The organism is Actinoplanes sp. NPDC051851 (genome assembly GCF_040681165.1).
Taxonomy (GTDB): Bacteria; Actinomycetota; Actinomycetes; order Mycobacteriales; family Micromonosporaceae; genus Actinoplanes.
In genome coordinates this window covers 16,292-40,792 of record NZ_JBFAYF010000023.1, presented here as the reverse complement: position 1 = coordinate 40,792, position 24,501 = coordinate 16,292, and the positions used below count along the sequence as shown (strand labels likewise).

Annotated in this window: 19 protein-coding genes; 8 read left to right on the top strand and 11 right to left on the bottom strand. The window is 73.0% G+C overall.

Annotation, left to right across the window (positions count from 1 at the left end; all coding sequences use genetic code 11):
* Nucleotides 1–40: 40 nt before the first annotated feature.
* On the bottom strand, nt 41–2,482 hold the full coding sequence (locus AB0M08_RS22265) for a protein kinase (protein WP_364496253.1): 2,442 nt from the start codon (nt 2,480–2,482) through the stop codon (nt 41–43).
* Nucleotides 2,483–2,603: 121 nt separating this feature from the next.
* Between AB0M08_RS22265 and AB0M08_RS22260 the strand changes: the two genes are divergently transcribed.
* Nucleotides 2,604–7,268: a DEAD/DEAH box helicase gene (locus AB0M08_RS22260; RefSeq protein WP_364496252.1), complete on the top strand. Its 4,665-nt coding sequence runs from the start codon at nt 2,604–2,606 to the stop codon at nt 7,266–7,268.
* A 65-nt stretch (nt 7,269–7,333) separates the two neighbouring features.
* On the opposite strand, the gene AB0M08_RS22255 is transcribed toward AB0M08_RS22260, so the two are convergent.
* Nucleotides 7,334–8,254: a TIGR03560 family F420-dependent LLM class oxidoreductase gene (locus tag AB0M08_RS22255; protein ID WP_364496249.1), complete on the bottom strand. Its 921-nt coding sequence runs from the start codon at nt 8,252–8,254 to the stop codon at nt 7,334–7,336.
* A gap of 72 nt (nt 8,255–8,326) precedes the next feature.
* Here AB0M08_RS22255 and AB0M08_RS22250 point away from each other — a divergent pair, with 72 nt between their 5' ends.
* From AB0M08_RS22250 to AB0M08_RS22240, 3 genes are all read left to right on the top strand, one after another.
* Complete coding sequence (locus tag AB0M08_RS22250; protein ID WP_364496247.1) at nt 8,327–9,115, top strand: SAM-dependent chlorinase/fluorinase; 789 nt, start codon at nt 8,327–8,329, stop codon at nt 9,113–9,115.
* A gap of 115 nt (nt 9,116–9,230) precedes the next feature.
* Entirely contained in the window at nt 9,231–9,365 is a 135-nt protein-coding gene (locus AB0M08_RS22245) for a hypothetical protein (RefSeq protein WP_364496245.1), read from the top strand.
* A gap of 4 nt (nt 9,366–9,369) precedes the next feature.
* The gene (locus AB0M08_RS22240; protein ID WP_364496243.1) at nt 9,370–10,215 is read left to right on the top strand and encodes a DNA-formamidopyrimidine glycosylase family protein; all 846 of its coding nucleotides are present in this window, start codon (nt 9,370–9,372) and stop codon (nt 10,213–10,215) included.
* On the opposite strand, the gene AB0M08_RS22235 is transcribed toward AB0M08_RS22240, so the two are convergent.
* The 6 genes from AB0M08_RS22235 to rimO all read right to left on the bottom strand — a co-directional run bounded on the left by AB0M08_RS22235 (nt 10,196) and on the right by rimO (nt 15,249).
* The gene (locus tag AB0M08_RS22235; protein WP_364496241.1) at nt 10,196–10,954 is read right to left on the bottom strand and encodes a hypothetical protein; all 759 of its coding nucleotides are present in this window, start codon (nt 10,952–10,954) and stop codon (nt 10,196–10,198) included. The two genes, AB0M08_RS22240 and AB0M08_RS22235, sit on opposite strands and share 20 nt — an antisense overlap.
* Nucleotides 10,955–10,988: 34 nt before the next feature.
* Nucleotides 10,989–11,849, bottom strand: coding sequence for a PspA/IM30 family protein (locus AB0M08_RS22230; protein ID WP_364496239.1), 861 nt, complete (start codon nt 11,847–11,849; stop codon nt 10,989–10,991).
* Nucleotides 11,850–12,113: 264 nt separating this feature from the next.
* On the bottom strand, nt 12,114–12,509 hold the full coding sequence (locus tag AB0M08_RS22225) for a helix-turn-helix transcriptional regulator (protein ID WP_364496237.1): 396 nt from the start codon (nt 12,507–12,509) through the stop codon (nt 12,114–12,116).
* A gap of 159 nt (nt 12,510–12,668) precedes the next feature.
* Entirely contained in the window at nt 12,669–13,160 is a 492-nt protein-coding gene (locus tag AB0M08_RS22220) for a CinA family protein (RefSeq protein ID WP_364496235.1), read from the bottom strand.
* Nucleotides 13,161–13,204: 44 nt separating this feature from the next.
* Nucleotides 13,205–13,795, bottom strand: coding sequence for a CDP-diacylglycerol--glycerol-3-phosphate 3-phosphatidyltransferase (gene pgsA, locus AB0M08_RS22215; protein ID WP_364496233.1), 591 nt, complete (start codon nt 13,793–13,795; stop codon nt 13,205–13,207).
* Nucleotides 13,792–15,249, bottom strand: coding sequence for a 30S ribosomal protein S12 methylthiotransferase RimO (rimO, locus tag AB0M08_RS22210; RefSeq protein ID WP_364496230.1), 1,458 nt, complete (start codon nt 15,247–15,249; stop codon nt 13,792–13,794). Before rimO ends, pgsA begins: the two co-directional genes overlap by 4 nt.
* 118 nt (nt 15,250–15,367) lie before the next feature.
* Here rimO and AB0M08_RS22205 point away from each other — a divergent pair, with 118 nt between their 5' ends.
* The 3 genes from AB0M08_RS22205 to AB0M08_RS22195 all read left to right on the top strand — a co-directional run bounded on the left by AB0M08_RS22205 (nt 15,368) and on the right by AB0M08_RS22195 (nt 18,010).
* The gene (locus AB0M08_RS22205) at nt 15,368–16,669 is read left to right on the top strand and encodes a hypothetical protein (RefSeq protein WP_364496228.1); all 1,302 of its coding nucleotides are present in this window, start codon (nt 15,368–15,370) and stop codon (nt 16,667–16,669) included.
* Between the two features lie 92 nt (nt 16,670–16,761).
* Nucleotides 16,762–17,517 carry a transcriptional regulator gene (locus AB0M08_RS22200; protein ID WP_364496225.1) on the top strand — a complete coding sequence of 252 codons (756 nt, stop codon included), beginning with the start codon at nt 16,762–16,764 and terminating at the stop codon, nt 17,515–17,517.
* Between the two features lie 31 nt (nt 17,518–17,548).
* Complete coding sequence (locus AB0M08_RS22195) at nt 17,549–18,010, top strand: DUF3291 domain-containing protein (protein WP_364496222.1); 462 nt, start codon at nt 17,549–17,551, stop codon at nt 18,008–18,010.
* Here the strand turns inward: AB0M08_RS22195 and AB0M08_RS22190 are convergent.
* Nucleotides 17,997–20,528 (bottom strand): DNA translocase FtsK 4TM domain-containing protein, encoded by a 2,532-nt coding sequence (locus AB0M08_RS22190; protein WP_364496219.1) that lies wholly within the window; start codon nt 20,526–20,528, stop codon nt 17,997–17,999. The two genes, AB0M08_RS22195 and AB0M08_RS22190, sit on opposite strands and share 14 nt — an antisense overlap.
* A gap of 107 nt (nt 20,529–20,635) precedes the next feature.
* Here AB0M08_RS22190 and AB0M08_RS22185 point away from each other — a divergent pair, with 107 nt between their 5' ends.
* Complete coding sequence (locus tag AB0M08_RS22185) at nt 20,636–21,028, top strand: YbjN domain-containing protein (RefSeq protein ID WP_364496477.1); 393 nt, start codon at nt 20,636–20,638, stop codon at nt 21,026–21,028.
* 54 nt (nt 21,029–21,082) lie between these two features.
* Here the strand turns inward: AB0M08_RS22185 and AB0M08_RS22180 are convergent, their stop codons facing one another.
* Nucleotides 21,083–22,696, bottom strand: a complete 1,614-nt coding sequence (locus AB0M08_RS22180) for a S1 family peptidase (RefSeq protein WP_364496216.1) — start codon at nt 22,694–22,696, stop codon at nt 21,083–21,085.
* A gap of 114 nt (nt 22,697–22,810) precedes the next feature.
* Nucleotides 22,811–24,499, bottom strand: coding sequence for a ribonuclease J (locus AB0M08_RS22175; protein WP_364496213.1), 1,689 nt, complete (start codon nt 24,497–24,499; stop codon nt 22,811–22,813).
* Nucleotides 24,500–24,501 lie beyond the last annotated feature (2 nt).

The window sequence follows — 24,501 nt, the reverse complement described above, 5'->3', positions numbered from 1 at the left end:
GTTCGTCGACACAGGCGACGCTTGACTTCGTGGCCGGGTTCTAGCCCGGGCGGGTGGGTGAGGTGGAGCGGACGGCGTAGAAGGTGTTCCGGATCATCTGGATCCTGCTCGTCTCGGTGGCCCAGATGACCTCCGGAGTGGACCAGCCGAGGGCGAAGGCGCGGCCGTCGGTGACGAACCAGCGGGTGGTGGTGCGGCGGGGTGCGCCGGCCGGGGTGCGGTAACGGTAATCCCAGTCGGCGGCCTTGTGGATGATGCGGACCCGGGTCAGGCCGGTGCGCTCGTAGGCGCGTACCAGGCCGGTGCGGCGCAGGCGCCGCTCCTCGGTTCGGCAGGCGGTGAGCGGGTCGGCGGCGGGCTTCCGGCCCAGGTCCAGGCTCAGGACCCGGGTGCCGGCCGGGTCGTGGAAGCAGTAGGTGGTGCCGGTTCGGTGGTAGGTCCAGCCGTCCGGGACGGCGAGGTGGAAGCCGGAGCCGTCGTTGAAGTAGGACCAGCCGGCCTGCAGGGTCCAGCCGTTGACACCGCGGGCGGAACCGGGCTTCGGGGTGACCGGGGCGGTACGCGGAGGGGGTGCGTCACAGGCGATCGGCGAGAAGCCGCCGGGCCGGGCGACGGTGGACGACGACGGTGAGGCACGGGCGAGGGATGCCCGTGGGGTGGCCGAGGGCACGAGCACCCGGGGTTCGGAGTCGTCACGGTGGATCAGGTAACCGGCCGCCAGGACGCCGATCAGCAGGACGAGGAGTCCCGCGATGACGAAGCGGATCCGCCGGGTGTACCGGGTCGCCGGTGGGGTCTCCGGCCGGTCGGAGTGCCGCCCTGCTCGCGGGCGGGGGAAGAGACGGCGCGCCGTGCGGGCCGGGGACGGCGGGCCGGAGACGGGCGTGCGCGGCGTCGGGATCGGGTGGAGGGCCTGGTTGCCGCGGCGCATGGACGGGGTGCCCGCGGGATGCCCGGCGGCGTTCGGGGAACGGTTCGGGCGGGACTTCGAGGCCTCGGTCCGCCCGGAGGCCGGAGCACGGTCGGCGGAGGCCGGAGCACGGTCGGCGGAGGCCGGAGCCGAAGGAGAGGCCGGAGCCGAAGGAGGGGCCGGGACTCGAGCTGAGGTCGATGCCGGGGCCAGGGCCGGAGTCCGGGATGGAGCCGGAACAGTGCGGCCGGAATCGGCCACAAGTGCCGGTGAGGGTTTCGACGGCTTGGACGGGCGAGGTTGGGCGGGGCAATCGGAATCGGTCACGGGAGGAGGTGCCTTTGGTGCGGGAGGGTCCGCCGAGGGCGGTGGCTCGCCGGCTGGCGTGATCGGCTTGACCGAAGCCCGGGCCGAGACGACAGGGGCCGCGCCGACGGGATCCTGACCAGCGGCGACGGGGGAAGCGCCGGCGGGGGTGGGAGCCGGGCGCGAGGAAACCGAAGCGGAGGTGCGGCCGGCGGGGACGACCGGGACAAGCGGGACGGGGGACGTCGACGAAGCGGGCGGGACGGGGGACGTCGACGAAGCGGGCGGCGCGGATGACGCAGGCGAAACAGACGGCGCCGATGAAGCGGCCGGTGCGGATGAAGTCGGTACCGGCGATGGAGTGGGCGGCGCAAGCGGCTCTGGAACGGCCGGGGGCTCGGACGAGAGCGGAGGCTCGGACGAGAGCGGAGGCGCGGACGGGGTGCCGGGGGATTCGAGGATCATCGTGAGGCGGTGGTGGACCTCGGTCGCGGTGAGGCGGCTGCGTGGGTCGTACCGGAGAAGGCCGTTGAGGACGGGGCGCAGGGGGCCGGCTCGCGACGGCGGGTCCGGAGGGTCGGTGGCCAGGGCGGACAGGGTGGCCAAGGCGCTGTCGCGGGCGTAGGGGGACTGGCCCTCGACGGCGGCGTAGAGGGTCGCGCCGAGGGACCACAGGTCGGACTCCACCGTGGACGCGCCGTCGCGGGCCCGCTCCGGGGAGACGTACTGCGGGGAGCCGACGATCAGGCCGGGCGTGGTGATGGCACCGTCGCCGACGAAGGTGGCCAGGCCGAAATCGGTCAGGACCACACGGCCGTCGCGGGCGATCAGGACGTTGTGGGGCTTCACGTCGCGATGCAGGACGCCGGCCCGGTGCGCGGCGGTCAGCGCGTCGAGCACCGCCAGGCCGATGCGGGCGGCCTCGGCGGGCGGGTACGGGCCCGCCGCGGTCAGCACCTGGTACAGGGATCGGGACGGGATGTACTCCATCACGATCCAGGACAGGCCCTCGGCGTGCAACACGTCGTAGATCCGGACCACGTTCGGATGGGTCAGGCGGGCGGCGCTGCGGGCCTCCCGCAACGTCCGCTCGCGGAGCCGGTCCTTCTCCGGACCGCTCATCCAGTCCGGCGGGACGATCTCCTTGATCGCGACGTCCCTGTCGAGCATCTCGTCGCGCGCCAGCCAGACGCGCCCCATTCCACCGGCGCCGACCGGTTCCAGCAGCCGGTACCGGCTGTCGACGAGCATCTGCCTGACCGCCATCGGCACACCCACCCATCACGTCGGGTATCAGGATAATCAGGCACAGACCGCCCGCGGAACGACGATCACCCTGGTCCCGCGTGGGCCTCGGCGCGGATTTCTGTCGTACCCCGGAGAGAGGATGGACGGCGTGCGAGAGGTGCTCGAGAAGTTCGGTCCGGCCACCCGGGAGTGGTTCACGGCCGCCTTCGCCGCGCCCACCGCCGCTCAGGAGGGCGCGTGGCGGGCGGTCGGCGCGGGCCGCAACGCGCTGGTCGTGGCGCCCACCGGATCCGGCAAGACGCTGGCCGCGTTCCTCTGGTCGCTCGACAAGCTCGCCCGCGAGCCCCTGCCCGAGCAGCCGAGACACCGCTGCCGGGTGCTCTACGTCAGTCCGCTGAAGGCGCTCGCCGTCGATGTGGAGCGCAATCTGCGAGCTCCGCTCACCGGCATCCGCCAGGCGTCGGGCAGGCTGGGACTGCCGCCTCCGGATGTCACCGTCTCCATGCGTACGGGCGATACCCCGGCCGAGGAACGACGGGCGTTCGCACGCACCCCGCCGGACATCCTGATCACCACGCCGGAGTCGCTGTTCCTGCTGCTCACCTCGGCGGCGCGGGAGTCGCTGCGCGGCGTCGAGACGGTGATCCTCGACGAGGTGCACGCCGTCGCGGCCACCAAGCGGGGCGCCCACCTGGCCCTGTCGCTGGAGCGGCTGGACGCGCTGCTCGCGACGCCGGCGCAGCGGATCGGGCTCTCCGCCACCGTGCGGCCGATCGAGGAGACCGCCCGGTTCCTCGGCGGGACGCGGCAGGTCGAGATCGTGCGCCCGCCGACGGCGAAGACGATCGAGGTGACGGTCGAGGTCCCGGTGGAGGACATGACACGGCTCGACGAGCGGCCCGATCCGGGCGCCGACGATCCGGGCGGCGGGCGGCACACGCCGTCGATCTGGCCGGCGGTCGAGGAGCGGGTGCTCGACCTGATCGAGGCGCACCGGTCGACGATCGTGTTCACCAACTCCCGGCGCGGGGCGGAGCGGCTCTGCGCCCGGATCAACGAGCTGGCGGCCGAACGCGCGGTGCCGCCGGTGATCGAAAGCGGCCACGAGGGCGGGGGGTCCCCGGGCGGCGAGGCGGACGGCGAGCAGGAACAGAGAGGCGGCGGCGACGGCCGGGTGCCGGGATCGGCCGACGGAGGGCGTACCGGAAAAGGGGTTGGAACCGCCCGGACGGAGGGGATGCCCGCGGCGATCATGGCGCAGTCGCCGGTCGCACAGGGGGCGGCGCCGGTCGTCGCGCGGGCGCATCACGGCAGCGTGTCGCGGGAGGAACGGAAGCAGATCGAGGAGGCGCTGAAGTCGGGGCGGCTGCCGGCGGTGGTGGCGACCTCCAGCCTGGAACTGGGCATCGACATGGGCGCGGTCGATCTCGTGGTGCAGATCGAGGCGCCGCCGTCGGTCGCCGCCGGACTGCAGCGGATCGGGCGCGCCGGGCACCAGGTGGGTGCCGTCTCGCGCGGGGTGGTCTTCCCGAAACACCGCGGTGACCTGCTCTCCTGTGCCGTGGTGGCGGAGCGGATGGGCGAGGGGGCGATCGAGGAGCTGCGATATCCGCGCAATCCGCTGGACGTGCTGGCCCAGCAGATCGTGGCGATGGTGGCGCTGGACGCCTGGCCGCTGGGCGAGCTGGCGGCACTGGTCCGGCGGGCGGCACCCTTCGCGGAGCTGCCCGACTCGGCCCTGCACGCGGTGCTCGACATGCTCTCCGGCCGCTATCCGTCGACCGCCTTCGCCGAGCTGCGGCCCCGGCTGGTCTGGGACCGCGGGACCGACGTGCTCACCGGGCGGCCGGGGGCGCAGCGGCTCGCGGTGACCAGCGGCGGGACGATTCCGGACCGGGGGATGTTCGGGGTGTTCCTGGCCGGCGCCGAGCGGGCCTCCCGGGTCGGCGAGCTCGACGAGGAGATGGTCTACGAGTCGCGGGTCGGCGACGTCTTCCTGCTCGGGTCGACCTCGTGGCGGATCGAGGACATCACGCCGGACCGGGTGCTGGTGTCGCCCGCGCCGGGTGCGCCCGCCCGGATGCCGTTCTGGAAGGGCGACTCACCGGGGCGCCCGATCGAACTCGGACAGGCGATCGGCAAACGGCTGCGGGCGCTGGTCAAGGCGGGCGACGAGCCGGCCACCGCGTCGCTGCGCGAGTCCGGGCTGGACGAGTGGGCCGCCGGCAACCTGGTCGCCTACCTGCGCGAGCAGCGGGAGGCCACCCGGCACCTGCCGGACGACCGGACCGTGGTGGTCGAGCGGTTCCGGGACGAGCTCGGCGACTGGCGGCTGACCGTGCACTGCGTGCTGGGCGCCCGGGTGAACGCGCCCTGGGCCCTGGCGATCGGGCGGCGGCTGACCGAGCGGTACGGGGTGGACGGCCAGGTTCTGCCCTCGGACGACGGGATCGTGGTGCGGCTGCCGGACGTGGCGGACGAGCCGCCCGGCGCGGAGCTGGTCGCCTTCGACCCGGACGAGATCGCGCGGCTGGTGGAGGAGTCGGTCGGCACGTCGGCCCTGTTCGCGTCCCGGTTCCGGGAGTGCGCGGCCCGCTCGCTGCTGCTGCCCCGCCGGGATCCGCGGCGCCGTCAGCCGCTCTGGCAGCAGCGTCAGCGCTCGGCGCAGCTGCTCGACGTGGCACGCGAGTTCGCCGACTTCCCGGTCACCCTGGAGGCCGCCCGCGAGTGCCTGCGGGACGTCTTCGACGTGCCCGGCCTGACCGGACTGATGCGCGAGATCGCCGGCCGCCGGGTGCGCCTGGTCGAGACCGAGACCCCGCGTCCGTCGCCCTTCGCGCGATCGTTGCTCTTCGGATACGTCGGAGCCTTCCTGTACGAAGGGGACGCGCCCCTCGCCGAGCGACGGGCCGCGGCCCTCGCGCTGGACTCGACGCTCCTCGGCGAACTGCTCGGCCGGGTCGACCTGCGGGAGCTGCTCGATCCGCAGGTGGTCACCGAGACCGAGGCCCAGTTGCAGTGGCTCTCCCCGCAGCGCACGCCGCGCGACCTGGAGGACGCGGCCGAGCTGCTCCGGCTGCTCGGCGACCTGTCCGGGGCCGAGGCCGGCGCCCGGCGGCTGAGACAGGAGTGGCTGACCGAGCTGGAGCTGTCCCGCCGGGCGATCCGGGTGCGCGTCGCGGGCGAGGAGCGCTGGATCGGGATCGACGACGCGGGACGGTACCGGGACGCGCTCGGGGTGGCGCTGCCGGTCGGTATCCCCGAGGCGTACCTGGAACCGGTCGCCGACCCGCTCGGTGACCTGGTCGCGCGGTACGCCCGGACGCACGGCCCGTTCGCCGCGGCCACCTGCGCGGCCCGGTTCGGGCTGGGCGTGTTCGTCGTCGAGCAGGCCCTGAAACGGCTGAGCGCGACCGGCCGGGCCACCTCCGGCGAGTTCTCCCCGGACGGCGTGGGCACCGAGTGGTGCGACAGCGAGGTGCTCCGGATGCTGCGGCGGCGCTCGCTGGCCGCACTGCGCCGGGAGATCGAGCCGGTGCCGCCCCGGACGCTGGCCACCTTCCTGCCCCGGTGGCACCAGATCGGCGGCAACGCGCGCGGGGTGGACGCGCTGGCCGCCACGATCGAGCAGGTCCAGGGCCTCGCGGTGCCGGCCTCGGCGTGGGAGCGGCTGGTGCTGCCGGCCCGGGTGGCCGACTACGCCCCGCCGATGCTGGACGAGCTCTGCGCCGGCGGCGAGGTGCTCTGGGCCGGGTCGGGGTCGATCTCCGGCGGCGACGGGTGGGTGACGGTGGCGTACGCGGACAGCGCAGCCCTGCTCCTGCCCCCGCCGGACGACGCGTTCCCGATCGCCCCGGAACACCGGGCGGTGCTGGACGCGCTCGACGGCGATCAGGCGCTCTTCTTCCGGTCCCTCGCCGACCGGGTGGGCTCGACCGACGACACCGCGCTGGCCGCGACCGTGTGGGATCTCGTCTGGGCCGGGCACCTGACCAACGACACGTTCGCGCCGCTGCGGGGGCTGCTCGGCGGGAGCGGGGCGCACCGGGCGAAGGCCGCGCCGGCCCGGAGCCGGTATCGACGGCCCGGGCGGCCGCACCTGCCCTCGCGGACCGGGCCGCCGAACATGGCCGGGCGCTGGTCCCGGCTGCCCGACCGCGATCCGGATCCGACCCGGCGGGCGGCGGCCCTGGCCGACCTGCTGCTGGAACGGCACGGCGTGGTGACCCGGGGCGCGGTGCTGGCCGAGGGCGTGACCGGTGGGTTCGCGGCGGTGTACCCGGTGCTCAGCGCGCTGGAGGAGCGCGGGGCGGCCCGGCGCGGGTACTTCGTGGAGGGGCTCGGCGCGGCGCAGTTCGCGGTGCCGGGCGCGGTGGACCGGCTGCGCGGGCTGGCGGACACGGCCGACCGGCGGGCGGTGGTGCTCGCGGCCACCGATCCGGCCAACCCGTACGGCGCGGCGCTGGGCTGGCCGGAGCGCGTGGTCGACAGCGGGGACGGCGAGCCGGTGGCCAAGGCCGGTCACCGGGCCGGGCGCAAGGCCGGGGCGCTGGTCGTGCTGGTCGGGGGTGAGCTGGTGCTCTACGTGGAACGGGGCGGGCGGACGCTGCTGTCGTTCGCGGACGACCCGGAGGCGCTGACCGCGGCGGGCGCCGCGCTGGCCGGGGCGGTGCGGTCCGGGGCGCTGGGCGCACTGTCGGTGGAGCGGGCCGACGGGGAGTCGGTGCACTCGTCGCCGTTGCGGGAGGCGCTGACCGCGGCGGGCTTCCGCGCGACACCGCGAGGGCTGCGCCTGCGCGGTTGAGAACGCGACACCCCGTGGACTGCGCCTGCACGGTGGAAACCGCTGAGACGCAGCCCCGGGGCGGGTCAGAGCTGCGGGGCCACCGCGGACGCGACCAACTCCACGTGGTCCAGGTCGGCCAGGTCCAGGACCTGCAGGAACAGGCGGGACGCACCGGCCTCGCGGTACCGGCCGATCGCCTCGACGGCCTGGTCCGGCGTGCCGACGACGCCGCCGTTGTCGCGCATCTCCTCGACCTCGCGGCCGATCGACGCGGCACGGCGGCGCACCTCGGCGTCGTCCCGGCCGACGCAGAGCACGGCCGCGGCCGAGAACGCCGGCGGCTCCGCGCGGCCGATCGCCTCGGACGCCTCGCGGACTCGCGCGTACTGGGCGGGGATGTCCTCGATCTTGCCGAACGGCACGTTGAACTCGGCGGCGAACCGGGCAGCCAGGTTCGGCGTGCGCTTCTTCCCGTTTCCGCCGACGATCACCGGCAGCGGCGACTGGACGGGCTTCGGCAGCGCCGGCGAGTCGCTGACCCGGTAGTGCTTGCCCTCGAACGCGAAGGGGCCGCTCGCCTTCCAGAGACCGGTGATGATCTCCAGCTGCTCCTCGAGCCGGTCGAACCGCTCGCCGAGCGGGGGGAACGGGATGCCGTACGCGGTGTGCTCCGCCTCGAACCACCCGCCGCCGAGACCGAACTCGATCCGGCCCCCGCTCATCGCGTCGACCTGGGCGACCGCGATCGCCAGCGGGCCGGGCAGCCGGAACGTTGCCGAGCTGACCAGCGTGCCGAGCCGGATCCGGGAGGTCTGGACGGCGAGCGCGGCCAGCGTGATCCACGCGTCGGTGGGTCCGGGCAGGCCGGAGCCGTCGCCCATCCTCAGGTAGTGGTCGGAGCGGAAGAACCCGTCGTATCCGCCGTCCTCGGCGGCCTTGGCCACCCGCAGCAGGTCGTCGTGGCTGGCGCCCTGCTGGGGTTCGGTGAAGATCACGAGACGCATGGACCAACCCTGCCATGCCGCCACGGCGCGCCCGGACGGTACCCGGGAACCACTGGCAGTAACGTCGCCACCATGGCCGGTTATGGATGGATCAGTTTCACGACCGATTACGGCACCTTCGATGGTTTCGTCGCGGCTTGTCACGGCTCGATGGCGAAGGTCGCCCCCGACGTACGAGTGATCGACGTCACTCACCACGTGCCGCCCGCCGACGTGGCCCGGGGCGCCGCCGTACTCGCCCAGACCGCGCCGTACCTGCCCGCCGCAGTGCACGTCGCCGTGGTCGACCCGGGTGTCGGGACGGCCCGCCGCGGCATCGTGCTGACCACGCCGAACGGCCTGCTGGTCGGCCCGGACAACGGCCTGCTGATCTGGGCGGCCGAGGCGCTCGGTGGGATCACCGGGGCGTACGAGCTGGCCAACAAGGACTGGATGCTCGGCGACGTCTCGCGGACCTTCCACGGCCGGGACGTCTTCGCGCCGGCCGGCGCCCACCTCGCCGCCGGGGCCGCTCCCGAGCAGGCCGGGCCCGCGGTGGACACGGACTCCCTGGTCCGCCTCCCCGCCCCACTGGTGACCGTCGGCGACGGCTGGATCGAGGCCGAGGTGCTGACCGTCGACCGCTTCGGCAACGTGCAGCTGGCCGCCGAGGGCGCGATGCTCACCGGGCTCAGCACGGACCTGCTGCTCAACGGCACGGTACGGGCCCGCCGGGGCGCCACCTTCGCCGACGTCGGCCCGGGCGACCTGCTGGTCTACCCGGACTCCGCGGACCGCGTCGCCATCGCGGTCAACAACGGCCGCGCGGTGGTCGTCCTCTCCGTCGTCCCCGGCGACATCGTCAAGATCACACCACGCTGAGCTGGTTCGTGCGGCTGGCGGCCCACCACCGGCGCGAGCGGTGATCGCGGTGCGCTCGCCCCGCACCAGACACTGGAGGCCGCGGTCGCCTGGAGCGTGGACCCGCTGCCGCCCGGTGACCGCGCTGCTGCTGCGGCCCTGGCCGTTTCGGGGTGGGTTCCCGCTGACCGCCGTCGGCGCCGGCCTGACCGAGGAGGCGCTGTTCTCCCTCCTGGAGAAGGGCGACAGGTGGGCGATGGGGGAAGGATAGGGGCATGCCGGAAGGGGACACCGTCTGGAACACCGCGCGGGTGCTGGAGCGTGCCCTCACCGGCGAGGTGCTGACCGGCTCGGACCTCCGGCTGCCCCGCCTGGCCACCACGGATCTGACCGGCTGGACCGTGGCCGCGTCGGCGAGCCGGGGCAAACACCTGCTGCTGCGCCTGACCCGTGCGGGGCACGACCCGCTCACCCTCCACTCACACCTGCGGATGGAGGGCGCCTGGCGGTCGTACGCGCCCGGCGAGCGCTGGTCCGGCCGTCCCGCGCACCTGATCCGGGTGGTGCTGCGGACGGCCCGGTCGGTGGCGGTCGGCTACCACCTGCACGACGTCGCACTGCTCCGCACCGCCGAGGAGGACCGCCTCGTCGGGCACCTCGGGCCGGACCTGCTCGGAGACGACTGGGATCCGGCCGAGGCGGCCCGCCGGATCGCGGCGAGCCCGGCGGCCACCATCGCCGAGGCGCTGCTGGATCAGCGGAACCTGGCCGGGGTGGGCAACCTCTACAAGGCGGAGACGCTCTTCCTGCGCGGGCTCTGGCCGTGGACGCCGGTCGCCGAGGTGGCCGACCTGACCGGCACGGTCGAGCTGGCGCAGCGCCTGGTCGCCGCGAACCGGGGCCGCTGGACCCAGACCACCACCGGCTCGCTCCGCCGCGGCGAGACCAGTTACGTGTACGGCCGCCGCGCCCAGCCCTGCCGTCGCTGCGGCACCGCCGTCCGCAAGGCGGAGAGGTCACCGCTCCCGCTGAGCGGAAAGGCCGAGATGGAGGATCGCATCACGTTCTGGTGCCCGCGATGCCAGCCGGAACCGGCGACGGTCAGGGACGGCGGGGAGTGAAGCGGGCCGTCTGATCGCGCAGCTCGGCGAGCCCCTCGGCGATCCCCCGCAGCCGGTCCGCCGCCTCCTTCAGGGAGTGGTACGCCGGGTGCCGCGCGTCCGCGACCGGATGACCGTCCTCGGCAACATAGCTCGCCGCCGCCGCGACCAGCTCCTCATAGGCGTCCACGCCCTCGGTGAACTGGGTGGCCAGCGCCGCGTGCGACTGCCGGAGGGAGTCCGCCCGGCCGAGCGGGATCGCCTTCTCCACACCGGTCACCCGCCCGCCCAGGTCGCGGAGCCACTGCTCGGCCGCGGCCGCCTCCAGCACGGCGGCCTCGCCGGAGCCGGAGAGGCTGCCGGCCAGCCCCGACATGGTGAACGAGGCCCGGTCCAGCCGGTCCCACGCGTCGGCGATCGCCGAGCCGCGCAACACGTAGCGGTTGCGCTGGCGCCGCATCTCGTGCAGCACCTGGCGGCCGACCGGCGAGCGCTCCAGCGCCGCGGTGAACCGGGGGCCGGGCAGCGACGGCTCCGGCGCCGGCTGAGCGGCCAGCGCCTGGTGATCCTTCCACCGCCACCGGGCCAGGACCACCGTGGCGCCCGCCCCGGCGGCCCAGGCGGCGTCGGCGACACCGATCCCCGCGTACGGCACCAGGACGACGGCCGCCGCGGTCAGCCCGCCACCCAGCACGCTCCACCGGCGCGCGGACCTGCGCAGCCGGTCGAGCCTGCGGAAGTACCTCTGCCGCTCGTCCACGTCGTCCCGCCCCCGCCCCGATGCCGAAGAATGATCAGCCGGCGGCGCTGGTGTCGCCGCGCTTCTGGTTCATGCTCGCCCGGATCTCGTCCAGCCGGGCCACGCCCGCCGGGTCGGCGGCCGGAGTCGCGGGCTGCTCGACGGCGGGCTGGGTGCCGGCGGCGCCCAGCTTCTCCCCCGCCATGCTGGCCCGGATCTGCTCCAGACGGGACGAACCCGCCATGTCCAGGCTGGACTTCTGCACCTCGAGCATCCGGCCCTCGACCGAGTTGGACGCGAGCTCGGCGCGGCCCATCGCGTTCGCATACCGCTGCTCGATCTTGTCGCGCACCTGGTCCAGAGAGGGGGTGTTCCCCGGCGCGGCCAGCGCGGACATCGACTCCAGCGACGCGGCCACGGTCTCCTGCATCTTGGCCTGCTCGAGCTGGCTGAGCAGCCGGGAGCGCTCGGCGATGCGCTGCTGCAGCACCATCGCGTTGTTCTCCACCGCCTTGCGGGCCTGGCCCGCGGCGGCGAGCGCCTGGTCGTGCAGCGTCTTCAGGTCCTCCATCGACTGCTCGCCGGAGACCAGCTGGGTGGCGAGCGTCTGCGCGGTCTGCTCGTACTTCTGCGCCTCCGCCTCGTCACCGCCGGCCCGCGCGCGGTCGGCGAGCACGAGCGCCTGGCGCGCCATTCCCTGCAGCTTCTCGACCTCGGACATCTGGCGGGACAGCTTCATCTCGAGCTGCCGCTGATTGCCGATGACGGCCGCCGCCTGCTGCACCAGAGCCTGGTGCTGCCGCTGGGCGTCCTCGATGGCCTGCTGGATCTGCACCTTCGGATCGGCGTACTCGTCGATCTTCGCGCCGAAGAGCGCCGACAAATAACGCCAGCCCTTGACGAACGGGTTCGCCATCTCTCGGTATCCCCTCAATGTCGCTCTGTCGGACGCGCCGTCCCCGAGGAAGTCTCGTGTGCCGGCGCCCAACCATCGTGGCAGCCCGGTGCCAGCCTCGTCACGTGACCTACGGGGGATCTCAGGGTCACCCCTGGCTTCGAGGCTACGCTCTCGTACCCCGGAGAGCCTCCGGCAGAAGCCCTGAAAGACTCCTGGGAATGCCCTGAAGACACGCGGGCCGGACCCTCCAGAGGAGGACCCGGCCGTCGCATGGGCATGTGATCAGGCGGCGTACACGACGTCGCGCTGGGACTTGTTACGCGTGGCGCGCAGCGTGGCCTTGAGCGGCGAGTCCTGGCGCACCGCGACGGAGACCTTCCCGTCGGTCGCCATCGGCCTCGCGGACTCGGCGGTCTCCACCGGAACGAGCACGCCTTCCATGTTCTCGGCGAGGGAGAGGGTGCTGCTGACCTCACCCAGTAATTCCGAGAGACGGGCGCCGAGCGCGTCGCAGATGGCTGCGAGCAGCTCGCTGGACGCCTCTTTCTGGCCGCGCTCGATCTCGGACAGGTACCCCAAGCTGACGTTCGCGGCGGTCGACACCTCGCGCAGCGTGCGGTGCTGTCCCTGCCGGCGCGCACGAAGTGCGTCACCGATAACCCGGCGTAGCAGGACCATGGCACCTCCTCCTGCGGGCGGGGCCACCGGCATACGCCGGAGGCTTCCCGCAACCGTACCTGCCGCGGGCCACGGCGACATCCCGGCCCGCCGAATTCCTCTGTCCATCGACCCGCGGCGTATTCGGACAACCCTCGCGGTAACGATGAAATTCCCTGTTCAGACCGGCATGACGGGGTCCCGGAGAACGTCGGAGAGCAATTGCAGGACGGCCGTCACACTTTCGGTACGGATGGCCGCCCGGTTTCCGGCGAGTTGCCGTTCACGCACCCGGGCCCGGTCCGCGCCGGCCACCGCCACATAGACCAGCCCGACCGGCCTGCCGTCCTGGGGGTCCGGCCCCGCGACGCCGGTGGTGGCGAGCCCCCAGTCCGCGCCGCAGCGTTCCCGGGCGCCCTCCGCGAGTGCCGCGGCCACGTCCGGATCCACCGGGCCGCGTTCTTTCAAGAGATCTTCCGGTACGCCCGCCAGGCTCCCCTTGAGCTCGGTGGCGTAGACGACCAGCCCGCCGCGGAAGACCGCGCTGACCCCGGGGATCTCCACCAGCGTCGCGGCGACCAGCCCACCGGTCAGCGACTCCGCGGTCGCCACCGTCTGGCGCCGCTCGATCAGCAGCCGGACCGCACCCACGGCGGCCTCGGACATCCCCATCGGCGCCTCTCCCCTCGTCACGGCCACTGGTCGGAATCGAACGATCAGGCCCGGGGACCCCGGCGCAGCCGGATCGCGTCGATCACGTAGTCCCCGCCGGTGACCACGGTGACCACCAGGGCCGCCCCCATCAGCCACGGACCGGCGGCGTCGAGCGGGGACGGCATCGGCCACAGGTACCAGGCGATCGCCGCGGTCTGTAGCCCGGTCTTGAGCTTGCCGCCCCGGGAGGCGGGGATCACCCCGTACCGGATGACCCAGAAGCGCATCGCGGTGATGCCCCACTCGCGGGCCAGGATCAGCAGCGTCACCCACCAGGGCAGCGCGTCGTAGACGGAGAGCAGGACCAGCGCGGTGCCGGTCAGCGCCTTGTCCGCGATCGGGTCGGCGATCTTGCCGAACGAGGTGACCAGATGCCAGCGGCGGGCGATCCAGCCGTCCACGAAGTCGGTCGCCGAGGCGATGCCGAACGCCAGGCAGGAGGCGACCCGCCAGTCGTCGTCGGTCATCCGCGACTCGACCACCATCAGCAGGAACACCGGGACGAGCACGAGCCGGACCACGGTCAGCGCGTTGGCCGCGTTGTAGAGCGACACCACGCGGGGTGCGGCCACCGGAACCGGCTCGTCCGTCACCGGGTGACCTGCGCGGCGGAGATCATCTCGATCGGCACGGCCACCAGGTCGACGCCCTCGGTGCCGGTCACCCGGGCCCGGACCAGGTCACCCGGGCGCAGCGCCGCCACGTCGACGCCCTCGTCGCCCGCGACCAGCGTGGTCGAGCCGTCCACCTCGGGGGCCTGGTGCTCGGCGCGGCCCTCGATCTCGCCGTCCTCGATCGCGTCGACCAGCACCTCGACCGTGGTGCCGATCCGGTCCTCGGCGCGCTGGTTGCAGAGCTCCTCGGCGAGGGCGACCACCCGGTCGTACCGTCGCTTGACGGTGTCCGGGCGGATCTTGCCGTCGAGGCCGGCGGCCTCGGTGCCGTCCTCGTCGCTGTAGTCGAAGACGCCGATCGCGTCGAGCCGGGCCTCGGTCAGGAAGCGGACCAGCTCGTCCACGTCCTGCCGGGTCTCGCCGGGGAAGCCGACGATGAAGTTGCTCCGGGCGCCGGCCTCGGGGGCCAGGTCCCGGGCCGACTTCAGCAGGTCCAGGAAGCGGTCGGTGGAGCCGAACCGGCGCATCCGGCGCAGCACCGGCTCGCTGGAGTGCTGGAACGAGAGGTCGTAGTAGGCCGCGACGCCGGGCGTGGTGGCGATCGCCTCGACCAGGCCGGGCCGGGTCTCGGCGGGCTGCAGGTAGCTCGCCCGCACCCGGACGATGCCCTCGACCGCGGCGAGCTGCGGCAGCAGCTTCTCCAGCAGCCGGGGATCGCCCAGGTCCTTCCCGTACGACGTGCTGTTCTCACTCACCAGGACCAGCTCGCGGACGCCGGTCTTGGCCAGCCACTCGGCCTCGGCGAGCAACTCCTGCGGGTCGCGGGAGACGAACGCGCCGCGGAACGCCGGGATCGCGCAGAACGCGCAGCGCCGGTCGCAGCCGCTGGCCAGCTTGAGCGAGGCGACCGGGCCGGTGTCCAGCCGGCGGCGCAGCACGGTCCGCAGGTGGGCCGGGGTGTGCTCGTCGACCGTGGCGTGACCGGGCACCACCACCTTGCTGGTGTGCCGCTGGACCGGGGTGATCGGCAGCAGCTCGCGGCGGTCCCGCGGGGTGTGCGCGTCGAACCTCTCGCCGGCCAGCACGCCGTTCAGCCGGGCGGAGATGTCGGTGTAGTCGTCGAAGCCGAGCACCGCGTCGGCCTCGGGCAGGTTCTCGGCGAGCTCCTTGCCGTATCGCTCGGCCATGCACCCGGCGGCGACAACCTTGGCCCCGGTGTCGGAGGCGGCGAGCAGGGTATCGATCGAGTCCTGCTTCGCCTTCTCGACGAAGCCACAGGTGTTGACGAGGACCACGTCCGCATCGGCGGCGTCGGTGCCCACCTCCCAGCCCTCGGCGTCCAGGCGGGCGGCGAGCTCTTCCGAGTCGACCTCGTTACGGGCGCAGCCCAGCGTCAGGAGCGCGACACGGCGGGAAGGAGGAGTGACAGACACCCGCCAAGGTTACCGGGCGGTGCCGGGCGAGTGTTCCACCGCACGGTCCGCCGGGTGGCCACCACGGTCCATCCGCCGGTCGCGTTCTCGTCATCTCGGGCACATAGGGTGCGTCGTCATGCGTACCCGGCCGAATCGGCGGATCGTCGCCGAGGTGCTGCTCGTCCTCGCACTCGCCGCGGTGGCCCTACTGGCGCGCTGGGCGGGGCGGCACGAATCGACCCCGGACATGGCGATCTTCACGGCCTGGTACGCGCGGGTGGCCGAGGCCGGCGGCTGGCGGGGACTGGGTCAGCCGATCGGCAACTACAACGCGCCCTTCCTCTACCTCCTCTGGTGCGCCTCGCTGATGCCCGGCCCGCTGATCGTCAAGATCAAGCTCGTCTGGACGCTCTTCGACGTCCTGCTGGGGTTCTTCGCGTACCGGCTCGTGGCGCTGCGCTGGGGGCGCCGGGCGGGCGTCCACGGCGCGGTGGTGACCGTGCTGCTGCCGACCGTGGTGATCAACGCGTCGTTCTACGGGCAGATGGACGCCGTGTGGGCCTCGTTCGCGCTCGGCGGCGTCTACTACCTGGCCCGGGAACGGCCGTGGCCGGGCGTGGTGCTCTGCACCGTCGCGTTCGCCCTCAAGCCGCAGGGGATCTTCGTCTTCCCACTGGTGGCGCTGCTCGTGCTGGCCGGGGCGATGCGCCTGCGGCCGCTGCTCGCCGCGCCGGCGGTCTGGCTGGCGCTGGACCTCCCGGCGATCCTGCTCGGGCGGAGCCCGGGCGAGCTGCTCGGCGTCTACAGCCCGGACCGGCAGGCCTCCCGGGTCGCCCGTCTCACCTCGAACGCCCCCTCGGTCTTCGCCTACCTCCCGGTCACCGACCGGATCGGGGCACTGCGACTGCTCGGGTACGCGTTCTGCGCCGCCCTGGTGCTCGGCCTCTGCCTGCTGCTGGTGGCCCGCCGGGTACGCCTGGACGCCACCCGGATCGTCACGGCGGCGGCGGTCTTCGCGATCCTGGTCCCGTTCACCCTGCCCGGCATGCACGAGCGCTACTTCTTCCTGGCCGACGTGCTCACGCTGATGCTCGCCGCGTACCGGCCCCGCCTCTGGTACGTCCCGCTCCTGGTCCAGGCCGCCTCGCTGCTGGCGTACCAGCCGTTCCTGTTCGGGCGTACGGCCGACACGCTCGACCTGCGGATCCCGGCCACCCTGATGCTGGCCGCCCTGATCGCCACCACATACGCCCTGGTCCGCGACGCCCTCGATCCGGAGCCGGCCACCATCCCGGCCGGCACCGCCCCGACCGGCACCGCCCCGACCGGCACCGCCCCGACCGGCACCGTCCCGGCTGGCACCGAGGGGTGCGTGGAGGACGCGGAGACACCCCGGAGCGCCAGCCAGAACAGCGAGGCGCGGGACGGCCGGGCGTAGGGCAGTGAGGCGCGGGGCAGCGAGGCGCGGGGCGGCGAGGCGCGGGGCAGCGAGGCTCTAGTGACAAAAGACGTTGGCAATACGATTGCCGGGTGACGACTCCGGACGACATCGACGACCTCGACGCCCTGGCCGGCCTCACCGACGGGGTGCGCCGGGCCGCCTACCGGGTGGTGGCCGCCGGCGCCGGCCCGGTCGGGCGCGACGACGTGGCCGAGGCGCTCGGGATCGGCCGGACGCTCGCCGCCTTCCACCTGGACAAGCTCGCCGCGTCGGGGCTCCTCGACGTGTCGTACGCGAGGAAGCCGGGACGGAGCGGACCGGGGGCCGGACGTCCCGCGAAGCTGTACCACGTCGCCGCCGGGGAGCACGCGGTGAGCGTGCCGCCCCGCGCCTATCGCGGCGCGGCCGAACTGCTGGCCGAGGCGCTGGAGCAGGCCGGGGCGGAGGAGATCCTCTACCGGGTCGCCGGGCGGCACGGGCGGCAGACCGGGCGGGACCCGGACGTGACCACCCCGCCGGCCGGGCGGGACCCGGACGTGACCACCCTGCTGACCGGGCGGGACCCGGACGTGACCACCCTGCTGACCGGGCGGGACCCGGACGTGACCACCCTGCTGACCGGGCAGGGCTACGCGCCGGCCGCCGACGGGCCGGACCGGATCGTGCTGCGCAACTGCCCCTTCCACCGGCTCTCCGAGCAGTTCCCGCCGATGATCTGCGGGATGAACCTGGCGATGGTTCAGGGGCTGCTGGACGGCGCCGGTGCGGACGGCGAGTGGGCCGCCCGGATGGATCCGGCGCCCGGCCGCTGCTGCGTCACCCTCTCTAAAAAGCAGTTTGATTGACTTTAGAAGCCGGAGCTGGTGAGCTGGGTCCATGACCGCCTTCCACCTGGCCCAGATGAACACCGCCCGGATGCGGGCTCCGCTGGAAGACCCGTCGATGATCGAGTTCGTGGAGGGCATCGCGCTGATGAACGCCCTGGCCGACCGCTCGCCCGGTTTCGTCTGGCGGCTCGTGGGCGACGGCGGCGAGGGCACCAACACGGCACCCACCGACCCGGACCGGATCTACACACTCTCGGTCTGGGAATCCCCCGAGCACCTGCGGGCGTACGCCTACCAGAGCGACCACCTGGAGTACCTGCGCCGCCGCCGGGACTGGTTCCATCCGCACGGCGCCGACGCCGGGCTGGTGCTCTGGTGGCTCCCGGCCGGCGAGATCCCCACCCTGACCGAGGGTATGACGCGGCTCGCCCGGCTGGACGCCGACGGGCCGACACCCGAGGCGTTCACCTTCCGCCGGCTGTATCCGATGCCGGAACTCAGTCGACCTTGAGCGCGGCCAGCGCCTCTTCCAGCTCGTCCGGCTTGATCAGCACGTCGCGGGCCTTCGAGCCCTCGGACGGCCCGACGATGCCGCGGCTCTCCATCAGGTCCATCAGCCGGCCCGCCTTGGCGAAGCCGACCCGCAGCTTGCGCTGCAGCATCGAGGTCGAGCCGAACTGACTGGTCACCACCAGCTCGATCGCCTGGACCAGCAGTTGGAGGTCGTCGCCGATCTCCTCGTCGATCTCCTTCTTCTTACTCGGCGGCGCGTCGGTGACCCCCTCGCGGAACTCCGGCTCGCGCTGCTCCTTGCAGAAGTTGACGACCGCCGCGATCTCCGTCTCGTCGACCCAGGCGCCCTGGATACGCGTCGGCTTCGAGGCGCCCATCGGCAGGAAGAGCCCGTCGCCCCGGCCGAGCAGCTTCTCGGCGCCGGGCTGGTCCAGGATGACCCGGCTGTCGGCGAGCGACGAGGTGGCGAAGGCCAGGCGGGACGGCACGTTCGCCTTGATCAGGCCGGTGACCACGTCGACGCTGGGCCGCTGGGTGGCGAGCACCAGGTGGATGCCGGCGGCCCGGGCCAGCTGGGTGATCCGGACGACCGAGTCCTCCACGTCGCGCGGGGCGACCATCATCAGGTCGGCCAGCTCGTCCACGATCACCAGCAGATAGGGGTACGGCTTCATCTCCCGCTCGCTGCCCGGCGGCGCGGTGATCTCCCCGCTGCGGACCTTGCGGTTGAAGTCGTCGATGTGCCGGACCCCGTTGGCCGCGAGGTCGTCGTACCGCATGTCCATCTCGCCGACCACCCACTCCAGGGCGTCGGCGGCCTTCTTCGGGTTGGTGACGATCGGCGTGACGAGGTGCGGGATCCCCTCGTACGCGGTCATCTCCACCCGCTTCGGGTCGACCAGCAGCAGCCGGACCTCGTCCGGGGTGGCCCGGGTCAGGATCGAGACCAGCAGCGAGTTCAGGCAGGAGCTCTTGCCCGCGCCGGTGGCGCCCGCGATCAGGATGTGCGGCATCTTGGCCAGGTTCGCCGCGACGAACCCGCCCTCGATGTCCTTGCCGAGCGCGACCAGCATCGGGTGGTGGTCGGCGGTGGCCACCCGGGAGCGCAGCACGTCGCCGAGCGAGACGTTCTCCGGGTCGGTGTTCGGGATCTCCACGCCGACCGCGCTCTTGCCCGGGATCGGCGAGAGGATCCGCACGTCCGGGGACTTCACCGCGTACGCGATGTTGCGGGAGAGCTGGGTGATCCGCTCCACCTTGGTGCCCGGGCCGATCTCCACCTCGTACCGGGTGACGGTCGGGCCGCGGGTGAAGCCGGTGACCACGGCGTCCACGTTGAACTGGTCGAAGACGCCGGTGAGCGCCGCCATGATCTCGTCGTTGGCGCGGCTGCGGGCCTTCGGTGGCGCACCGGCGGCGAGCAGGGTGGGCGGCGGCAGCCGGTAGTCGCCCGGCACCGCGGTGATCTCCAGCTGCTCGGCCCGGGTGGGCAGCGGCGAGTGGTCCGCCGGGGGCTTCGGGGCCGGCTTCTTCCGGCCGGCCGGCACCTTCGGCAGGGCGACCGTGTCATGGAGGACCAGATCCTCCTCCGGCTCCGGGTCCTCGGGCGGCAGCGGGTCGGCGAGGGCGGCCTGCCGGCGGCGGGCCGGGCGGCGCGGTTTCGGCGTCTCCTCCTCACCCAGCACGTCCAGGCCGTCGTCGTCCCCCTCGGGGACCTCGGGGCGCAGCTCGCGCTCGGCGCCGCGGCCGAGCACCAGGTCGACCAGGAGCAGGAAGCGCTCCGGGACCTTGGCGATCGGGGTGGCCGTGGTGACCAGCACGCCGAAGACGAAGAGCAGGACCAGTAGCGGCACCGCCACCCAGGCGGTCACCGCGTTCTCCAGGACCGAGCCGACCGCGTAGCCGAGCAGGCCACCGGCGCTGTCCAGGTCGTCCGGGCTCTGCTTCGGGGCGCCGGAGATGTGCAGCAGCGAGGCGGTGGCGATGATGATCGCCGACCAGCCGACCACGTTGCGCCCGCGGTGCTCCGGGTCGACCGGCTCGCGCATCAGCCGGATCGCGCCGTACAGGAAGAGCAGCGGGAGGAAGACGCCGAGGCTGCCGAAGAAGAGGTGCACCGCGTCGGCCAGCCGGGCACCGAGCGGGCCCGCGCTGCCGGCCCAGACGGCGACCGCGACCAGGATGGCGAAGCCGAGCATGAGCAGGCCCGCGCCGTCGCGACGGTGCTCCGGGCCGATGCTGCGCGCGGTCGCCGCCTGCTTGCCGGCGCCCCGGGCGAGCCATCCCACGCTGTGCGCGAGGCCCATGAAGAGCGCGGAGACGCCCCGTCCGACGCCGATCGCGGCACCGGACCCGCCGGTCGCCTTCTTCTTCGCCGGAGCGCGTTTACGGGCGGCCGGCTTGGCCGCGGTCTTCTTCGCCGGGCGCGCCGCCGGTTGACGGGCGCGCGAGGTCGCGGCGCCGCGTTGCGTGGACGCGCCACGGCCCCGGCTCGCCGGAGGAGTACGGCCCGCCATGGATGTCACCGTAGCCGGGCGCGGCGACACCGGCGAGAAGGCGCACCGCGACCATCGCTCGCTTTCGAGGCGATTAGCATCACTGAGTGCAACCTCTCACCAACGAGATGATCAAGGCAGCGCTGGACGCGCGCGGGTTCGCGTACTTCGAGGACGCGGACGGCGACGTGGCCGGGAACTTCCAGGGCAACCTGATCTACTTCTTCCGGCTCGGCGAGAACCGGGAGATGCTGCAGATCCGGGCGATGATGCAGCACGTCTTCGCGGTCGAGGACGTGCCCCGCCTCTACGAGTTCTGCAACACCTGGAACCGGGACCAGCTCTGGCCGAAGGCGTACGTGCAGGTCACCGACGAGGGCGCGGCGGTCGTGGTGGGCGAGGTCTCCAGCGACTGGGAGAAGGGCGTCACCCCCGAGCAGCTGGACCAGGTCCTCATCTGCGGCATCGCCACCGGGTGCCGCCTCGGCGAGCAACTCGGCGAGCTCAAGCTCGGCTCCTGAGAACGACGGAAGCGGGGACCGGACGGCCCCCGCTTCCGCGTCGTTCAGCGGGCGTTACTCGACGTTGAAGCCGAGGGTGTAGTCGCCGGTGCCGGAGGTCGAGACGACCACGTACCGGAAGGTGCCGGAGCGGGACTCGACGCTCAGCGTCTTGTCGCCGTCACCGGTGGCCTTGGCGATCGTCTTGAAGCCGTGGTTGGTCAGACGCTGCAGGGCCAGGTCGAAGTCCGCGCCCTCCGGGGCGTCCAGGCAGGCGGTGTGCGTGCCGGCCCGGGCCCGGAAGGTGCCGCCGTTCGGCTGGGCCTGAGCCTTGCCGGTCTTCGAGAACGAGCCGTCACGCTGAACCGGCAGGTCGTCGCAGGCCGAGGGCTCCTCGGTGGCGGTCTCGGTCGGCTCGGCGGTCGCCGAGTCGGACGGGTCCACGGTGGCGGAGTCGCTCGGGTCCGCCGTCGCCGTCTCGGTGGCCGTGGCGGTCGGGTCGGCGGTCTCGTCGTCGCCGGTGGTCAGCAGGGTGAGGTTGTTCTCGGTCAGGATCTCGTTGACCGGCTGGAAGAACGTCTCGCCGCCGACGGTGCAGTCGCCGGAGCCGCCCGAGGTCACGCCCTGAGCCTGGTCGCCGGAGAGCCACGGGCCACCGGAGTCGCCGCCCTCGGCGCAGACGTCCGTACGGGTCAGGCCGGTCACGGTGCCCTCCGGGTACCGGACGGTCTGGTTCTTGGCGAGGATGGTGCCGCAGAACGTGCCGGTGGTGGAGCCGGAACGGCAGACCGCCGCGCCGACCGGGGCCTCGTCGCTGCCGCCGACCGGGAGCTCGTTGCCGTTGAAGTCGTTGACCACCGCGCGCGGGGTCCAGTCGCCGTTGACCTCGACGACGCCCATGTCCGCGTCACCCGGGAAGACCGACGCGGTGACGAAGCCCTGGGCCTCCTCGTTGAAGCCGGTCGTCTCGGTGCCGACCTCACCGCAGTGGCCGGCGGTCACGAAGCCGCCCTCCACCGAGAAGCCGATCGAACAGCGGGCAGTGCCGCCGTCCAGTGCGATGAAGTACGGGTCCGCGCCGCGTACGTCGAAGAGCGGCTTCGGCTGCCGGTTGCTGATCTGCACGGTGACCGCGTTGGTGGAGACCCCCGCGTCGTCCGCGAACGCCAGGGCCTCCGCCTTGTCGCCGGGCTGCGCCACGATGACCAGCTTGTTGGTGGTCACGTCGACGTACCAGCCGGTGGAGTCACCCGCGTCGTCCTGCGCCGCGTCGAGCTTGGTCTTCGCCGCGTCGAGCTGCGCCTCACTGCGCTTGACCAGCACCGGGACGGCGCCGGCGGCCTTGACCTCGGCAGCCGCTTCGGCGTCGGTCACCGCGACCTTGAGGGTCGTGCCGTCCGAGGCGAGCCAGGCGCCGCCGTACGCGTCGCCGGTCTGCAACGCCAGCTTCGCCGTGACGCCGCTGGCCCAGTCCGCGCGGGCCAGCCGCGTGGTGGCCTCTTCCGCGTCCAGGTTCAGGTCACGCTTCATCGCCGCGAGCAGCTCGGGGGCGACGCCCCCGGTCGACGAGTCCGCGGTCGTGGAACCGCCGGACTCCGTCGTGCCCGCCAGCGACGGCAGGGTGAAGGCGACCGCGGCTGCGGTCGCCGTCACCACCGCCGCAGCCACGGCGATCGTTCTGCGCTCCATCTGGACTACTCCCTCCGCCACGGGCGCCGTGGGGGCGGCGCCGTGCCCGGGAGTACGCAGACGGTACGAGAACGGTTGAGTTCGATACCGGTTTCACAGGATCTAAAGGATTACTTAAACCTCGACCACCGTCGGGACGATCATCGGACGGCGTCGATACGCGTCGTTCACCCAGCGGCCGACCGTGCGCCGCACCACCTGCTGGAGCTGGTGGGTGTCGGTGATGCCGTCCTCGGCCGACCGGTGCAGCGCCGCGGTGAGCAGCGGGATCACCGGGTTGAACGCGTCCGGGTCCTCGGAGAAGCCCTTGGCCGAGATGCTCGGCTCGCCGACCACCTTGCCGGTCACCGAGTCGATCACCACGGTGGCCGCGATGAACCCGCCGTCGCCGAGGATCCGCCGCTCGGTGAGGAGCGACTCGCTGACGTCGCCGACCGCGAGGCCGTCGACGTAGACGTACCGGCTCTTGACCCGGCCGACCACGCGGGCGTGCCCCTCGACCAGGTCGACCACGTCGCCGTCCTCGCAGAGCACCACCCGGTCCGGCGCGACACCGGTCTCGATGCCGAGCTGGGCGTGGGCGCGCAGGTGCCGCCACTCGCCGTGCACCGGCATCAGGTTGCTCGGGCGGGTCACGTTCAGCAGGTAGCGCAGCTCGCCGGCGGGCGCGTGCCCGGAGACGTGCACCTTCGCGGTCTCCTTGTGGATGACCGTGGCGCCGGCCCGGGAGAGCTGGTTGATCACTCGGTAGACCGAGGTCTCGTTCCCCGGCACCAGCGAGCTGGCCAGCACGACGGTGTCGCCCGACTCGATGGTGATGTGCCGGTGGTCGCCGGTGGACATCCGGCCCAGCGCGCTCATCGGCTCGCCCTGCGACCCTGTGGACATGAAGACGATCTCGTCGGGCGGCAGGTGGGTGGCCTCGTCCAGGCCGACCAGCAGGCCGTCCGGGATGCGCAGCAGGCCCAGGTCCCGGGCGATGCCCATGTTGCGGACCATGGAGCGGCCGATCAGGGCGACCTTGCGCTCGTACTCCCAGGCGGCGTCCATCACCTGCTGGACCCGGTGCACGTGGGAGGCGAAGCTGGCCACGATGATCCGGCCCTTGGCCTTGCCGAAGATCGAGCTGATCACCGGGCCGATGTCCCGCTCCGGCGTGACGAAGCCGGGCACCTCGGCGTTGGTCGAGTCGGAGAGCAGCAGGTCGACGCCCTCGGCCCCGAGCCGGGCGAACCCGGCCAGGTCGGTGATCCGGCCGTCCAGCGGGACCTGGTCCATCTTGAAATCGCCGGTGTGCAGGATCAGGCCGGCGGGCGTGCGCACCGCGACGGCCAGCGCGTCCGGGATCGAGTGGTTGACCGCGAAGAACTCGCACTCGAACGGCCCGAGCCGCTCGATGCCGCCCTCCCGCACGGTCAGCGTGTACGGGTCCAGCCGCCGCTCGGCCAGTTTCGCCTCGACCAGCGCCAGGGTGAACTCCGAGCCGACCAGCGGAATGTCCGGTTTGTGGGCGAGGAGGTAGGGGACCGCGCCGATGTGATCCTCGTGCCCGTGGGTCAGCACGATCGCCTGGATGTCCTCGAGACGGTCCAGGATGGGCGCGAAGTCGGGCAGGATCAGGTCCACGCCGGGTTGCTCGACGTCGGGGAAGAGCACCCCGCAGTCGACGACGAGCAGTTTGCCGTCGAATTCGAAGACGGTCATGTTCCGGCCGATGGCGCCGAGTCCGCCGAGCGGGATGACGCGCAGGGCGCCCTCCGGCAGCGGCGGCGGTGCACCCAGCTCCACGTGAGCTTGACTCATTC

Excerpts from the sequence above, each read along its gene's own strand:
- AB0M08_RS22265 (WP_364496253.1), bottom strand. The coding sequence starts at position 2,482 with ATGGCGGTCAGGCAGATGCTCGTCGACAGCCGGTACCGGCTGCTGGAA.
- AB0M08_RS22260 (WP_364496252.1), top strand. The coding sequence starts at position 2,604 with ATGGACGGCGTGCGAGAGGTGCTCGAGAAGTTCGGTCCGGCCACCCGG.
- AB0M08_RS22255 (WP_364496249.1), bottom strand. The coding sequence starts at position 8,254 with ATGCGTCTCGTGATCTTCACCGAACCCCAGCAGGGCGCCAGCCACGAC.
- AB0M08_RS22250 (WP_364496247.1), top strand. The coding sequence starts at position 8,327 with ATGGCCGGTTATGGATGGATCAGTTTCACGACCGATTACGGCACCTTC.
- AB0M08_RS22240 (WP_364496243.1), top strand. The coding sequence starts at position 9,370 with ATGCCGGAAGGGGACACCGTCTGGAACACCGCGCGGGTGCTGGAGCGT.
- AB0M08_RS22230 (WP_364496239.1), bottom strand. The coding sequence starts at position 11,849 with ATGGCGAACCCGTTCGTCAAGGGCTGGCGTTATTTGTCGGCGCTCTTC.
- AB0M08_RS22225 (WP_364496237.1), bottom strand. The coding sequence starts at position 12,509 with ATGGTCCTGCTACGCCGGGTTATCGGTGACGCACTTCGTGCGCGCCGG.
- AB0M08_RS22220 (WP_364496235.1), bottom strand. The coding sequence starts at position 13,160 with ATGGGGATGTCCGAGGCCGCCGTGGGTGCGGTCCGGCTGCTGATCGAG.
- AB0M08_RS22205 (WP_364496228.1), top strand. The coding sequence starts at position 15,368 with ATGCGTACCCGGCCGAATCGGCGGATCGTCGCCGAGGTGCTGCTCGTC.
- AB0M08_RS22195 (WP_364496222.1), top strand. The coding sequence starts at position 17,549 with ATGACCGCCTTCCACCTGGCCCAGATGAACACCGCCCGGATGCGGGCT.
- AB0M08_RS22190 (WP_364496219.1), bottom strand. The coding sequence starts at position 20,528 with ATGGCGGGCCGTACTCCTCCGGCGAGCCGGGGCCGTGGCGCGTCCACG.
- AB0M08_RS22185 (WP_364496477.1), top strand. The coding sequence starts at position 20,636 with ATGATCAAGGCAGCGCTGGACGCGCGCGGGTTCGCGTACTTCGAGGAC.
- AB0M08_RS22180 (WP_364496216.1), bottom strand. The coding sequence starts at position 22,696 with ATGGAGCGCAGAACGATCGCCGTGGCTGCGGCGGTGGTGACGGCGACC.
- AB0M08_RS22175 (WP_364496213.1), bottom strand. The coding sequence starts at position 24,499 with ATGAGTCAAGCTCACGTGGAGCTGGGTGCACCGCCGCCGCTGCCGGAG.